Here is a 14,978-nt window from a genome sequence, read left to right as displayed (position 1 = left end):
TTGTTTTGCAAGCAACACCGCTTTTTAAATTATAGGCAACCGTAATTTAAATATTTGTAGATGCAATTTTACTTCGCGCTTTGACTACTCATTTTCTTCTCATTCGCTTCTCTTTGTGCATTAAAGCCCTAAAACCCCATTATTCACAAAGAGGTTTAGAGACGCTCCGCTTTTAGAGTAGTAATTAAATGACTCGTTATGAAAACCAATAACTTAAATCAAGTAGCTTTGCTCTTCTCATTTACTCCTCATTCGCTTCTCTTTGTGCATTACGCTTATAAATAACTAACACACTTTAATAAACAGGAATAAACTCGCCCTCAACCTGCTGCGATGCCTTTAACCACACTAAATACGCCTGCTCGTAATCTATAAAATAGGTAGAAAGCGCATTTAAAATCACCTCATTATCAAGCGTATTGCACGGGTTTTTAGCCTCAGCCTGCACAATCGCCTTTAACACCCTTCTGCCCTGCTTATGCTGAATATAAAACGCCAACCAATTATTCGCATTTGCATATAAATCGTTTCGGTAAGACTGCTGCTCCCACAACGCCTCTGAATCAATTAACGACCTAAACTCCATATACGTCCGGCGTACACGGTAGGTAGGAATAGCAATAGTTCGGTTAGTTTTATAAATCAGCGTATTTTCAAAAATCTCAGCTATTCCCTCGTTTAACCAACTAGGGGTAATACCAATTAAATTAAAATTAATAACATGCATAGCCTCGTGAATTGCTACGCGTAAACTACTTTGCGGATCGGCCGGGTCAAACCTCACCAACGCCGTATTATTTTTACCAAAGTAAATCCCCGCATTGTTGCTTGGTAAAGCCCCAAAGCGCGACACATAATCGTCGTAATAATTATTAGGTAGTACAACCAAGTTCATTAAAATGGGTTTGTCGGGGTATAAACCAAATAAGTTTTGATACTTTTCGTATGCTTCAAATAAACGAATACGCAGCGTTTTATGATAATCGTCATTTACATTAGGGGTAATTAAATTAACAGAGGTGTAAGGGCCAATATCAAATTGTTCGGCTGTAAAATCGAGATTATCGTTTAACTGCGACAGCTCACTTTGCGCGTATTCAAGTTCTTCAGGGTCATGAATCAACTCACAACTATTTTGCTGCACTGGGGCAGGTTTTGGCTGAGCTTTTACTTTACTGGCTACATTATCAACACGCTTATAATTAACGGTTTCAGTAGTATACACATGCGTATAACTCTCAGCATTTTCAGCTTTGTGCGTATAGTTATTTACTTCAACCACAGCGGTATTTGGTTTATAAAAAAAGTGTAAAACCAGCAACACCACAGCCAACAACAATAAATGACGTGTTTTTATTTTCATTAAATTAGCCCAGCATAATAGTTAAACAACAATACTTAAAAAACAAAACTCACACTAGGGCTAACGCTAAAAATAACTAAAATGTCATTGTTATTAAATTATAAATACAATGATTAATTGCTCTGTGGGCGCAAAGCTTGCTGAAGTGAAAAGCGAAGCGTTTAAATTGCTTTGCTTTCATGCAATGAGCGCTGAACTACTTGATAACAAATAGCACGCTGCTGCTCTTGGCTTAAGTTTACTTGTCGCATAGAAAGAATTGTTTTCACTAATTGTTTGTGCGAAACAATAGGAAAGTTTGGACGCTGTTTAAGCTCTATAAACCAACCAGGAAAACACAACACCGGTATAACCTGGGTATTAAAACCCGTTGCCTCTTGTAACCATTTGTTCACCCAATTAGCCTGATTTTGGGCTTGTTCTAGCGGCTTGCTTTCAAACCAAGAGGGAAAGGCTAAATGATTATTCTCAAATTTAACTTTGTAATTAATGTCGTCTTTTATTCGCTTGTGCCTGCCTTTGGTTTCAATAGCAAAAATACCATTTGGCCCCACCACTAAATGATCAATGTTAAAACCATCAGCTTGTATATCATGAAATACTTGGTATCCATGTGACTGAAGTTCTATAAGTTCAGAGGCAACTGCTAATTCGGCATCACGCCCAAGTTTTAGCTTTATTAAGTGATTAGATTTTACCCACAGCTTTCTTGCTACATAAGCTAAACCTAAAATAATCAAAGTAATTAGGAAATAATTAACCTTGCCACTAGCAAACATTTCAGCAATCCCTTTAATTGCAAAAGGCATGGTGACTATCAAAGCAGATAAAGAAATCAGGCCTATTACCTCAACAATCTTGTCATTAACTTGTTCATTTAATGTTTGCGCAGCAACACGTTTAAGTTTTTTGCGATCTACAGGCAGCTTTGCATTTTTTTGATGAAGCCATATTTTAACAAACAAAACACCTAGTAATAAATAAACACTACCAATAATAACTAAAAGGCTAAGGCCTTGGTTTAATAAATCATCCATGATGAATTCCTATAATAACAATGTAAGCTTTATACATTAAAAACAGGTACATGTCGCATTATTCAAACTAACGCTACGAAGCCCAACTAAACACTTGTAGGCGCTCAGCTTGCTCGCGCGAAATGCGTAGCTTTTAAAATTAATAGAAAGGAAGCACTGATAAAAATGCAGTGCTGATTTGATGATTTATAATCCAGAAAAATTCCGAATCCACTCTAAGATCTTTTCTTTATTTGGGTTGTAATAACTTAGGTGTGGTAAACCTATAATAGCCGTCTGCCTACCATTGAAATTAGTTTTGAATCCATAACACTTCCACGTACCATGTTCTGCGTGAATCGCTTCAAAAGTATCTGAATTATTTTCATCGTAATACATTGATTTTAAAAAGCCAAAGGGCGATAAATGCTTTGCATTTCCAAAGGTTAAAATAACTTTTGGCTTTACTATTTCTATAACAGCTTGATGAAAAGGCCAAAACGTACCAGCGAAACCAAAATTAAAATTGCTATCTTGCGAAGACTTAGATGTTGTAAAAATCAAATTGCTAGCACATACATCAGCTACATTTTGATTTATGCCCGGTAGTAAACCTTGAATTCGCTTTTGAAGTGGAGCCGCGCCTTGCGCATATTCGCTTTGACCATTTTTCCAACTTTCATCTAAATAAGAATTTCTGGTGCGAGTAAGCGTATTATTCATGAATTCGCCTAGTTTTGTGTGACCACTACCACCGGGGTTCAGGCCTAAGAGGTAAACATCCCCTTCTTTCAATGTCTCATGAGAGCTATAAATCCCTTCACCTAGACGATTATACAAGTGCCCAAAGTGCTGCTTTGCAAACTCAGGGAGCTGTTCCTTATTAATTACTATATCCATATTTATCCTTTTATTTAACTCTATTTATAACCCAAATATGTTTATACATTAAAACCTTACAATAAACTAATATCGCGTTGGCGATGGCAACCAAGGGGCGGATATCGCCGACCGCCCCTTGGAACCCCACGGCGCCCCGAGGATCACACTGCTTCCTCAATTTAAATTAATGATATGACGTAAACACGATGAAACACGTCCATGTGTAGGCATCGCTTTACGCGCATCCATGCGCTGCTATTACTCATCATTAATTCAATTTCGGGCGTGAACACGGGGAATTGTCTTAGCATTAGTCTTTAATTCAATAATGAGTTAATGCTTGTTTACAATGCACTTTTTAGTAAACTAACCACTCGCAAACAGGGAGTGGTTTTAATGCAGCAAATTGGTATTTACGAGCAGTTAATTACGCAAGTAATTGAGCAAAACTTAAATCGTGATCAATTTTATGTGGGTGAGCGCCAGCTTGAAACGGCCGAAGCCGCAACATGGCTTTCGCGCTTTTTAGGTAAGCTGGTTGAACATGCCATTGATGCAATCCCTAATTCAAAAAAGCGCTTGGAAGAACAAATTGACCTTGCAAATAGCCTTGTGCATTGGCTTAAGGATCATATTCGCGATGACGAGCTAATTAACGAAAACCTTATCGACAGCCAAGGCCGAATACTCACCGCGCTGTTTAATACCCAAAACCCTATTGCGGCCAACCTTAAAGATTACTCTCACGATATATTCCCACTTACGGGGCTTACCCAAAGCGAATTGTTTAGCGGCGCTAATGCAGGTATATCGCTCGAAACCGAGCTAAAGCGCGAGATAAAATCGTCCGACACTATTTACTGGCTTGTCTCATTTATAAAATGGACGGGACTGCGCATATTTAAAAATGAGCTTGAAGCCTTTACTAAAAGCGGCAATAAACTCAAAGTAATTACTACTTCATACATGGGCGCAACGGATGCTAAAGCGGTTGAGTTTTTAGCAAGCCTGCCAAATACCGAGGTAAAGCTTAGTTACAACAATCAGCAAGAGCGCTTGCACGCAAAGTCATACTTGTTTATGCGTAATACGGGTTTTCATACTGGTTATATTGGATCGTCTAATTTATCGCATTCGGCTCTTACCAGCGGCCTAGAGTGGAACTTAAAAATTACCGCGCAAGAAATTCCACACATAATAGCTAAAACCAAAAGTACCTTTGAAACCTATTGGCAGTCGCCAGATTTCGAGCTATTTACTGGCAAAGCTGAATGTAAAGAAAAGCTCATAAATTCACTTAACGAGCAGCGCGGTGTTGGGCAATCAAGCAGCCAGTTTTATTTTGATATAACACCAAAAACGCATCAGCTCACTATTTTAGAAAAGCTAAGCGTTGAACGCAGCGTACATAATCGTTTTAAAAACCTAGTGGTAGCCGCAACAGGTACAGGTAAAACCATTATATCGGCGTTCGACTTTAAAACCGTTTACGATAAAAACCCAAACGCACACTTTTTGTTTGTAGCCCACCGAGAAGAAATACTAAAACAAGCGCAAAGCGCTTACCGCGGCGTGCTTAAAAATAACGACTTTGGTGAGCTGTGGGTAGGTAACTACAAACCACAACGCTACAACCAATTATTCGCATCAATCCAAACGCTGAACAGCCAAATTGAATCGCTCAATTTAACCCGCGATTACTACGACTACATAGTAATAGACGAAGTACATCACGTAAGCGCTGCCAGTTATCGCGCTATTTTAAATCACTTTACGCCCACAATATTACTTGGTTTAACTGCCACACCAGAGCGACAAGATGGCGCTAATATACTCGATGATTTTTGTGGGGTAATAGCCGCTGAAATTCGCTTGCCAGAGGCAATAAACCAACGCCACTTATGCCCGTTTCAGTACTTTGGACTAGATGACGATACCGACCTAAGCCAAATAACATGGCGCGGTGGCCGTTACGATATAAGCGAGCTAAGTAACCTTTATACAGGAGAGAACAGCCGCGCAAACAAAATTATATCCAGCCTTGCTGATATAGTGACTAATGTTCACCGCATTAAAGCGCTGGCGTTTTGCGTAAGCCAAAAACACGCAGAGTTTATGGCGTCTAAATTTAACTTAGCTGGCATAAACGCCGATGTACTGACCAGTAAAAACACCAATGAGCGCGCGGCCAAACAACAAGCTCTGCGCCAAGGCGAAATACAAATACTGTGCGTGGTTGATATTTTTAACGAAGGTGTGGATATTCCAGAGGTCGATACCCTGTTATTTTTACGCCCAACCGAGAGCCTAACGCTGTTTTTGCAGCAACTTGGCCGTGGCCTACGCCTGCCCGACAACAGCCAAAAGCAATGCTGTACGGTACTCGACTTTGTAGGCAATGCTCGCCCAGAATACGACTTTGCCAGTAAATTCCGCGCGCTAATTGGTAAAAGTAACCAACCAATAAAAACCGAGATTGAAAACAACTTCCCGCATTTACCGTTAGGTTGCCGTATAGAGCTACAAAAGCGCACACAACAAACAATATTAAAAAATATTCAGCAAGCTATAAACTCTAAACGCCGTTTACAGCAGCTGATAAATAGCTATTCGCAACATACCAATGACACGCTAACGCTAAGTAGTTTTTTACGCATAAACCCGCAAGTCACGCTTGAAGATATATACAAACCAAAAGATGGTAGGTTCGGCGGCTGGCACTGGCTAAAAGGCGATGAAATACTCGCAGACCAAGCCGACATTTACGCCGCGTATTACCGCGCTATAAACACCCAATTACTCGGCTGCAACTCGCTCAGTTACCTATGCTTTTTACGTGATTTATGTAATAACAACTTTAGCTTTATGCCAACCCCACAAAACCAGCAGTACGCGCTTATGGCGCATTACAACTTTTGGGATAGCACAGGCACAGGTTTAGGCTTTAAAACCCTTGAACAGAGCCTACAGACACTTAAACACAAAGAGCTACAGCAGGAACTTGCACAAGTGATCGCGCTGTTAATAAACCGCATACACCAGCAAGAAAGCGATTTAACGAGCCAGCCAAATCATGCCATAAAATTACACAGCCGCTACACTCGCCAGCAAATACTCGCCGCGTTTGGCGTGCATACGTTTGAGCAGAAATCACCTGCTCGTGAGGGAGTATTAATTATTGAAGAACAAAAGGTTACTCTCCTTTTTGTAACTCTAAATAAATGTGAGAAAACCTATTCACCCACAACGCTGTATCACGACTATGCAATTAGCCCGAATCTATTTCATTGGCAAAGCCAAAACCCATCACGACCTGAAAAAGGCCGCGGTAAAGGTTATATTGAGCATCAACAAAAAGGAAAAACCATTCTGTTATTTGTGCGGGAGCAAGGGGAAGATGAAAACGGCCGAACTATGGGATTTGTAAACTACGGCGAGGTTAAATACCAAAGCCATAACGGCAGCCAACCGATGAATATAACATGGGAATTAACCAACCCCATGCCAAGTGAAATGTGGCATGAGGCGGGGAAGTTGGCGGTTGGATAACTGCCCGTTTATTTTTATCTGTATTATATAGGTTTTAAGGTAAGTTATTTGTCGCCTTATTTAAATTTAAATGATTCGATCTTGATCATTCATTTTTAAGAACATCAATTGTTTCTCACCTTGGTATTTCGGGTTCCACTCTATATCTTGATTATCACCTTGATAATGATACTCGGTAGTAGAGAAAACAACTTGAACAGAATGCTGATCACATAATACTTTAAGTGCTTTGATGTATTGGTTTAGGTCATCATTGTGAATTTCGTGCTGCTTAGGTGTATCTAAAATCAAGAATTTAAAACAGAACGAATTATGCTGCGCCATTAACTCAATTAAAGCTGCGTGGTACGCTAATACAGCTCTAGTTCTGGTACTTCCCTTAAGTTGAGATATAGTTTCTGTACCGAGGTACGGAGTAAAATCGTCTTTAAACGTAATATTTCGGCTAATGTTGTTGGTATTTAGTATTTCTAGCCAGTTTAAAAAGAACTCTCGAAGGTCAGCTTTGAGCCTTACTAATGCTGGTATTGAGTTTTTATCCGTACCAAAAGACTGATACTTTTCTAAAGCTTTATTACGCTCAGCGATAGTTTGAAAATGTTTATTTTCCAGTAATTCAACTTTTTCGATGTCACTCTTTTGGCTTTGCAGTTCAAAAATCTGATTTTTTAATGCTGATATTGCATCTACCAGAGCCGATATCTCGCTTTTTTCTAAAGATTGATTTCTCTCATCGATAATCGTTTGGATTAAACCTTCTAAGCTTTCACGTTGTTTCATGATTTGCTCGATTTTAATCTTATCTATACCTGCATTTCTTTCGAGATCTTTAATTTGGTCTTTTAAATACAATAAATTTTTACTGTAGGCATCTGAGCTTGAAGCAAACAGTTGGCAGTTACTAGAGCCACAAATCTCATTAAATGATAGGAATACACGCCTAGCCTCTTCGTTCAAGTTAAGTGTTTCAACTTCGGTGTTAATCTCATGTACTATCTGTGCAATACCGCTTGTTCTCTTATTAATTTCAGCGATTTCAAGCGTTAAGCCTCTTATCGAGGCTTTATGTTTTGAAATTAAGCGATCTAAAACATTAATCGAGTCATCGTGGTTTGCGCCTGAGCTCTTGAGTTGCTCTATTTCACTTTCTAAAGTACTGATTTCATCTTCTAATTCTTCTGAGCTTTTAGATATTAATGCGGCTTCCTGCTTAGCAATTTCAGCTTGGCGTGAATGAAGCTCTACTTGTTTATCTAAATAATCTAAACGTTCTTTAGCCTTAAATTTTTCTTTCTTTTGGTCGAATGAGTGTTTGACTGGCAAATCAAATATCATTCTCATCATTTCTGAGAACTGATCTTTGATAAAGTTATTTGGTGGGCTATAAAACTTGTTATAACCGTCATCTTGATCTAGGTAGTAGATTGGCAGCATTGATGCTAAATAGGGACTAGTGCTTTTGTTATTATTGGTTACTAGGTTATCTATTGACAGACCCAACGTTTCAAACAAATATGCCGAATACTCCTTTTCATCATAAAACCTCTGCTTCTCGCCATTAGGCTCTGTAACCTGAATATCTGTACTTTTGCTGAAAATTCTCTTTAATTGCAAATTTCCGATAGGAGATGACACTTCTAAAGTAGCGTGATTGCATCGTTCATAAATATCATTTCTAAATACGCTAGGATAGCCTAGGCAAAAAGCAATCGACTGTACTATAGGAGTTTTACCACAACCATTCTTACCAAATAGTTGAGTAATATTGTCGCCAAACTTTAGTAAATCTGATTGCCAACCAGAAAGACCATTTGAAAAAATTTGTATACTAATTAACTTCATTCCAACTCCATGTCTAATTGCTTAGAAACACATAGGTTTCTGTATGCTCTAGCTATCTCAGCTAGGTTACAAGCTAGGATATCCTCTTCATTAAAGGCTTTATCAATCACTTTCTTACCTAAAGTTGTGATTTTAATTCGCCCTTTATTATTCGGGATTTCTATCAAGTTTGAATATTCCAAAAAGCTAACTGCTTTCACAGTTCTAACTCGTAAGTTTGCTGACCAACCAACGTGTTGAGCCGAGCCTTTAAAGCCGGGCATGCTTGTTTCTAAGCATTCACCAACAAGTTGGCCGATTTCTGATACTTTGGGTTTTCGTTTATCTTTAGCCATAAGTAGCACTATCAAACTGATCAATGGGAGCTGAAATAATGCTTCGTTATTTAACAAATTTGGCTTGTTATAACTAGAGCTATCAACGCGAATTTCGGTACCAGATTGTGCAATATTTTCAAAAAATGTATCGAAATTCATGATTTCCCCTTAACTAATTCCGCAAATATGCCTCCGAGAATGAGCTCAGGGTTTAGATCATACATTAAGTCCTCAGACTCAAGCTTACTGACTAAGTCTTTTATTGGAGATCTCAGGCTAGCTAAATGAAGTGAGCCATCACTACGAATGGAGCTATTTAAAAGCTCTCTTACCATGCTATTGATGGACCGTAAGTCGAACTCAAAAAGCACATGGCGATTTTTCCTGTGCCAAAGATCCCAATTAGTTTTGCATCTTGATATATACTCAACCTCCTCAATGCTAGCACCAGCCGAGGAAAGCGTTCGTTGAATAATTGATGCGCTTTTTATAACTTTACTATCTCCGCTTTCAAGCAAGTTATTATATGCGTCCTTTGATATACTTAGTATCGATAGTAAGTCTTCAATAGCTATTCCTGCATATTGCTCAATACTTTCTTGAGTTAGCTCAGCTATTACCCCACTTGATTTATTTTCTACTAGTTCAAGCAGTTTCATCAGTATTTCACGAGTTTCAGTGTGTCCTAAATCTACTTCGCTAAATTTGTAAATCGCATTCTTTGCAATAGGTTCGAAATTATCATCACCACTTTTTAAATACTGTACATCAGTTTCAAACTTGAGCTTTGATAATCTTAATTTGATTTCATCTTCGGATAGTTCATTAGAGACTTCTTCTGGGAAACATTTATTGAACCTATCAATTAACACTTCCGAGAACTTATTTTGAAAAGCCCCTGCTTCAATGTCTTCTATTACTTTTTCAACGTCATCACCATTATTGATGTTGGTTTGAAAGACAACTGAATTGCAGTAATTATCGAAAACTACAGTATGTAAGAGCAGCTTACCAATAAAGCTATTTTTTATTTTCTCTGTACACTGCTTTTTCTGGTCTTTAGTTTTGGCTTTAAGGCCAAATAATTCATTTAAAGTCCAATTGTGGTTTTGCTTGCCATTGGTTTTAACTTGGTAAAAAACATAACTAAATCCATCGTCATCTTTTTTACGAATAACAAAATCATCGTGCAAGTCACAGTAAACTCTATCGATACCATCGTTTTCTAGAATAGATAGTGATGCCATCGCAGCTGACCTCACCTGTGCTCTATATGCAGCAAATGAATGACGCCCGCTTTGCTCCCTTGGTTTCTTTTTTTCTAACATCCTTTCGCCTTAGCTAAGCAGTTCGTTATTTATTTAAGAATTTTAAAAACACTAAATTACTACTTTTAAACACCAAAATTTCGCAAAATTTAAAAGCTTCGCTTTTCGCGCGAGCAAGCTCTGCGCTTACAATCCAAAAGCATGAGGTAAACTCCCGCCTACATTCATAAACACCAATTTAACAACACACTCCAATTCCCCGTGATCACACCTGAAACTGAGTTAATGATGAGTAATTTACAGCATGGATGCTGTACAAAGCGTAGCTTGGCCATGGATGGCCTATCTACGCTGGTTACGTTCACATCATTAACGTAAGTTGAAGTTACAGTGTGATCCTCGGGTGCGCCGTGGGATTCCAAAGGGCGGTCGGCGGCAGCCGCCCTTTGGTTGCCATCGCCAACGCGATAAAACCTCGAATAGAGGTTTTTAAATCCCTAAAGCTCTCACGCAAAATAGCTATTCAAAAAGCTACGCTTTTAACGCCAGCAAGCTGCGCGTCTACACGTTAAAACGCGATATAAAATCGCGACTACAAAACCACTTGTTTAAGGCGTGCGAACGTTCGCATGCTTTCATCAGCAATCATTACTTCGTAATCGGGATTTTGAGCGATTAGCTCATATTGTCCGTTTGGTAATTTATTAACTTTGCGCAGTAAATACTGCCCATCTCCGCTTATATCATCTCGCTCTATCGCGACTATTTGGCCGCGAAGCGATCCGGCTCTATCGGAAGTTATAAGCTCAAGTAACAATAAGTCGCCATCAAGTATTGGGTGTTTACCGCCATTCATAGAGTTGCCCGATGCACGTGCTAAAAAGTGTACGTTTGGGTCAAGCTTGCCCGCGCCAAGTGGCGCGTCTAAATATTCAACATCGCTGCTATCGCCAGTTTTAAAATGCCCACAGGCAACTTTAATATTAGGGAAGTACGGTAGCTTTAATACTTCATCAACTGATTTTAAACTAACGGCAGGTTCAGCGACTTGATTTAGCTCAGCCTGTGGTGCATTTGGAAACGTAAACAATTCTGCGGTTAGTTTTGCTTGTTCGAAATGGTCTTTATTAGCAATCCATAATTTAGCGCTGTTTGCTTGCGCTACTTGGTAAGCCCAATTACTTACAGCGAGAGACTTATCGGCATCGCAATGAAAATAAGCACTTAGCTCATTACTAATAGTTTGGCTGTTAACGACCAAATTTTGGTTTTGCCAGCGTTCACGGTGCTGCTGTGCGGCTAAAAAGTCGCGTTTATTGTTATTACATGTGCGGTGCGCGGCCACAAAATTATGGCCTAAGTCATTAGCGTAGCGTGCAAACGGTATAAAGTGATCAACCTCAACATCGTTTTTCATTGGCTTTTGGCAATAAAAACAGGTGTTTGATTGCAGCTCTACTAAAACAGGCTTTGCCTTGGTAAGTGCATTACGGTCTACCCCAAATAAAAACTCTTGCAGCTGGCTTTGCGGGCCAATTAACGCTTGGTTGTGCTTTATACTTTGAATTTTTTGAAGCCATGCATTTTTAGCTAAATACACTACTAGGTCGTAAAAGCGTCTAAAGCAGCTAGCAATGCCTGCATTTAACATAATGAATTGAGTGCTGTTTGTGTGCGGGTACAAAAAGCATTCTTCTTGTTTGGCGAGAATTTGTAAGCGCCAAAGCGGCCCTGATTTTAGTGTTGCCATAGCAGCATTAAACGTGGGCTTATAAAACGGGCTTTGCTTAAGCTGGCGAAAGTTACGTATGTTGTTTTGCTGGCATTCAAACAATACGCTAATTACTTTTGATTGCGCGCCTGTATTTTGCTTAAGTAAGGCGCTTTCGCCGGTGTGCTCTGACGAAAACGGCATTGCATGGTGCCAGTATAAAGTAATGAGTTTATCGGCAAGGGTTGGTAGCTCTATTACTAATTCACTTTGATCAGATAACAGCGGTTGCTCTACGCATACATCGGCAATAGCGTGTAAAAGTGCAAACTTGTAGGTAGCGCTAAAATCGCCCTCAACCAGCATGCGTTGAATATACGCAATAAAGTCGAGCTGTTGCTGCATTGCGCCAATCATAAAGTGGAAGCAGCCTTTATTAACGCATTAAGCCACACTTGGCTTTCGCGCTCAGGGCGCTGATCAACACTTTGCCATTGTTTTATTATTTTAAGTTTTGTGTGGCTGTTAATTAACGCAGTTAAAGCACTTTCATTTAAATCGGTAAATTCACGGCCATTATGTTCGCGCTCTTGCGTGCCATATTTAAACGATACATATAAAACGCCATCTGGTTTTAAGGCATTTTGTAGCTTTAAAAAAACCTGCGGCAACTCAGCTTTTGGCACATGTAATAAACTCGCGCAGCACCAAATGCCGTCGTATTTATTAACACACTCAAGCTCTTGAAAGGTTTTAATCTCTATCGGTTGTTGTAAGTAATTACTGGCTAACTTTGCAAGTGCTGGGCTTGCGTCAAACGCGTTGACAGTAAACCCTTGGTTTTTAAAGTTGGCGGCATCGCGGGCTGAGCCACAGCCAGCGTCAAGAATATGGCCGTGCTGTTTTACATGCGGTAAAAACTCAGTATATAACGCCGACATATCAACATTAAGCGTTGAGTCGCTAAAGGTTTGTGCATTGTTATTGTAGTAAGTGAGTGTGGTACTTGGCACGATACACCCGCTCCTTGGCTAATCGTTTAACAGCTAAGCTGCTGTTAATATTAAATTCATTGGTGTTTAATCTACAGGAACAAATAAATAAAATATAGACTTAGTAGTAGAATATTTTAAATTAATACGCCCTTTTTATTAATCACTCGTACGCACTGCAAATTTAACGGTTACAAAATTGAACATGTTAGCTTAGCCCTCCCAACACATTGATTATAAATACATAACTTTTTACAGCCAGTAATGTTATTTACATGCTTATACAAAATTTGCTACCAAATTTTTAGGCTGGTTTATACTGTACGTATTGCGTCGCTAGCATGAGGGATATAATGCATAGATTAAAAAAATACGGTGTGTATTTGTTAGTAGCCCTCTCTTTTGGGAGCACGGCTTGCGAAAAAAGGTTTTTTGTCGCGTCGCACGATACCTATTGGCCGCCTTACGTTGTTAATGTAGACGGCCACGCACAAGGTAAAGAAGTAACGGCACTTTGGCTTATTTTTGCGGGGTCGCCTTACTGTGTTCAGGTTGAGTTTTTACCCAATACCGAGCGTGCATTTGTTGAACAAACTAAAGGCAGAATGGATTTAGGCTGGGCTGCCAGCTTTACTGAAAAACGTGCAGAGCATGTTTATTTTTCGGATAGTTACCGCAACGAGGTGATGTGGCTGTATCAGCATAAAAATAAACAATATAATGTTAAAAACCTGCAAGATGCGCTTGAACAGGGCTACACCGTGGCCGCCCATGTAGGGAGTTATTACGGCGAGCAATTTGAGCACTTAAAAAATATTTATCCAAAACAAATTATTTTTACCGGTGCGGCAAAAACGCGTTTTGCTTTATTAGCTAAACAACGGGTCGATTTTATAATTGAAGACCAGTTAGTGGGTGAGTACTTTATTAGCCAGTCAAACACTATTAAGCGAGTTAATACCACAACCTATGTTAATAAGGGCTCTATTCATTTAATGCTGAGTAAAAATACCTCCACTATGCAAGATGTTATTGAGGTTAATAAATTAATACAAAGCCGTAAGGCACAATTAGCAGAACTGTTTGAAAAATTATAATTAAATACACACTAAAAACCGTTTACAAAAGGCTGTAGTTTGAAAATATTATTGTTTATAACCCTTTTTACTTTTAGTGCATTTAATGCCTGGGGATGCACTAAAACGTTAACAGTAGCTACCAACGAAAGTTACTGGCCGCCTTATGTAATTTTAAAAAACAATACGCTGGGCGGGGTTGAAATAGACGTACTTAAGGCTATTTTTAAAAGCTCACCTTATTGCTTAAATTTTAGTGTGTTACCTAGCTCGTTACGTGCATTTGAAGAGCTAAAACAGGGACGTGTTGATTTAATTTTTGCCGCCAGCAAAACGGCAGAGCGCGCTGAGTATGCCCACTTTACGTTACCCTACCGTGTTGAAAAAATGCTGCTATATAAGCACGCCAGTTCGCCTAATGTGAATAGCATTAACGCGTTATTTAAAAAATCGCTTACGGTGGGTGTAAACAGAGGAAGTGTTTTTGGCGATGCGTTTGAACAACTACGCACGCAGTATGCAAACCAAGTGGTGCTTACGGGGGAGTCTAAAAAGCGTTTTATTTTGCTTAACAAGCAGCGCATTAATTTTTTAATTGATGATTCGTTAGTGGCGCAATATTTTACAAAGCAGTATTCAAACATTATGCCTGCGGCATTGGTTGAGCCCATAAACGTTAATAATGTGCATTTTATGCTGAGTAAAAAAACGGTTACTGCTGACGATATTGCGGCTATTAATTCGTATATTACCAATAATAAAGCGGTTATTGAGCGTATTTACCAAACCCATCAATAATTTTATTTATTTAACCTTCCTTATTTACTAAGCAAATTTTTAAAAGCTTTTGCACCGTTAAAGTGCGTTTAAGGTTGGTTATAAATTAGCTGCCTTTTACCTTTCAATAGTTGTGGCTGATCTGTATAATTCGCCAGCTAATTTACCCTATTGCTTGATGTTGT

The 14,978-nt window shown here is 39.1% G+C and carries 11 protein-coding genes; 3 read left to right on the top strand and 8 right to left on the bottom strand.

Going from position 1 to position 14,978, the window contains the following annotated elements:
• Nucleotides 1-295: 295 nt before the first annotated feature.
• From PMAN_RS16500 to PMAN_RS16490, 3 genes are all read right to left on the bottom strand, one after another.
• On the bottom strand, nt 296-1,363 hold the full coding sequence (locus PMAN_RS16500; protein WP_010556074.1) for a hypothetical protein: 1,068 nt from the start codon (nt 1,361-1,363) through the stop codon (nt 296-298).
• Nucleotides 1,364-1,524: 161 nt separating this feature from the next.
• Nucleotides 1,525-2,400, bottom strand: coding sequence for a nuclease-related domain-containing protein (locus PMAN_RS16495; RefSeq protein WP_010556075.1), 876 nt, complete (start codon nt 2,398-2,400; stop codon nt 1,525-1,527).
• 186 nt (nt 2,401-2,586) lie between these two features.
• Nucleotides 2,587-3,279, bottom strand: a complete 693-nt coding sequence (locus PMAN_RS16490) for a uracil-DNA glycosylase family protein (protein ID WP_010556076.1) — start codon at nt 3,277-3,279, stop codon at nt 2,587-2,589.
• A gap of 378 nt (nt 3,280-3,657) precedes the next feature.
• On the opposite strand from PMAN_RS16490, the gene PMAN_RS16485 reads away from it, so the two are divergent.
• Complete coding sequence (locus PMAN_RS16485) at nt 3,658-6,810, top strand: DEAD/DEAH box helicase (protein WP_010556077.1); 3,153 nt, start codon at nt 3,658-3,660, stop codon at nt 6,808-6,810.
• A gap of 66 nt (nt 6,811-6,876) precedes the next feature.
• Here the strand turns inward: PMAN_RS16485 and PMAN_RS16480 are convergent, their stop codons facing one another.
• From PMAN_RS16480 to PMAN_RS16460, 5 genes are all read right to left on the bottom strand, one after another.
• The gene (locus tag PMAN_RS16480; protein ID WP_010556078.1) at nt 6,877-8,652 is read right to left on the bottom strand and encodes an ATP-binding protein; all 1,776 of its coding nucleotides are present in this window, start codon (nt 8,650-8,652) and stop codon (nt 6,877-6,879) included.
• Nucleotides 8,649-9,128, bottom strand: coding sequence for a hypothetical protein (locus PMAN_RS16475; RefSeq protein ID WP_010556079.1), 480 nt, complete (start codon nt 9,126-9,128; stop codon nt 8,649-8,651). The genes PMAN_RS16480 and PMAN_RS16475 overlap by 4 nt, the downstream gene beginning before the upstream one ends.
• Complete coding sequence (locus PMAN_RS16470; protein WP_010556080.1) at nt 9,125-10,297, bottom strand: dsDNA nuclease domain-containing protein; 1,173 nt, start codon at nt 10,295-10,297, stop codon at nt 9,125-9,127. The genes PMAN_RS16475 and PMAN_RS16470 overlap by 4 nt, the downstream gene beginning before the upstream one ends.
• A gap of 532 nt (nt 10,298-10,829) precedes the next feature.
• A complete protein-coding gene (locus PMAN_RS16465; protein WP_010556081.1) occupies nt 10,830-12,365 on the bottom strand; it encodes a S24 family peptidase in 1,536 nt (511 codons plus the stop codon).
• Entirely contained in the window at nt 12,362-12,961 is a 600-nt protein-coding gene (locus tag PMAN_RS16460; RefSeq protein ID WP_010556082.1) for a class I SAM-dependent methyltransferase, read from the bottom strand. The genes PMAN_RS16465 and PMAN_RS16460 overlap by 4 nt, the downstream gene beginning before the upstream one ends.
• 332 nt (nt 12,962-13,293) lie before the next feature.
• On the opposite strand from PMAN_RS16460, the gene PMAN_RS16455 reads away from it, so the two are divergent.
• The gene (locus PMAN_RS16455) at nt 13,294-14,037 is read left to right on the top strand and encodes a transporter substrate-binding domain-containing protein (protein ID WP_010556083.1); all 744 of its coding nucleotides are present in this window, start codon (nt 13,294-13,296) and stop codon (nt 14,035-14,037) included.
• 39 nt (nt 14,038-14,076) lie between these two features.
• On the top strand, nt 14,077-14,814 hold the full coding sequence (locus tag PMAN_RS16450) for a substrate-binding periplasmic protein (protein WP_010556084.1): 738 nt from the start codon (nt 14,077-14,079) through the stop codon (nt 14,812-14,814).
• Nucleotides 14,815-14,978: the final 164 nt, after the last annotated feature.

The sequence above is a fragment of the Pseudoalteromonas marina genome, from assembly GCF_000238335.3.
Lineage (GTDB): Bacteria > Pseudomonadota > Gammaproteobacteria > Enterobacterales > Alteromonadaceae > Pseudoalteromonas > Pseudoalteromonas marina.
This window is presented reverse-complemented; position numbering and strand designations above follow the sequence as displayed.

Excerpts from the sequence above, each read along its gene's own strand:
- PMAN_RS16500 (WP_010556074.1), bottom strand. The coding sequence starts at position 1,363 with ATGAAAATAAAAACACGTCATTTATTGTTGTTGGCTGTGGTGTTGCTG.
- PMAN_RS16495 (WP_010556075.1), bottom strand. The coding sequence starts at position 2,400 with ATGGATGATTTATTAAACCAAGGCCTTAGCCTTTTAGTTATTATTGGT.
- PMAN_RS16490 (WP_010556076.1), bottom strand. The coding sequence starts at position 3,279 with ATGGATATAGTAATTAATAAGGAACAGCTCCCTGAGTTTGCAAAGCAG.
- PMAN_RS16485 (WP_010556077.1), top strand. The coding sequence starts at position 3,658 with ATGCAGCAAATTGGTATTTACGAGCAGTTAATTACGCAAGTAATTGAG.
- PMAN_RS16480 (WP_010556078.1), bottom strand. The coding sequence starts at position 8,652 with ATGAAGTTAATTAGTATACAAATTTTTTCAAATGGTCTTTCTGGTTGG.
- PMAN_RS16475 (WP_010556079.1), bottom strand. The coding sequence starts at position 9,128 with ATGAATTTCGATACATTTTTTGAAAATATTGCACAATCTGGTACCGAA.
- PMAN_RS16470 (WP_010556080.1), bottom strand. The coding sequence starts at position 10,297 with ATGTTAGAAAAAAAGAAACCAAGGGAGCAAAGCGGGCGTCATTCATTT.
- PMAN_RS16465 (WP_010556081.1), bottom strand. The coding sequence starts at position 12,365 with ATGATTGGCGCAATGCAGCAACAGCTCGACTTTATTGCGTATATTCAA.
- PMAN_RS16455 (WP_010556083.1), top strand. The coding sequence starts at position 13,294 with ATGCATAGATTAAAAAAATACGGTGTGTATTTGTTAGTAGCCCTCTCT.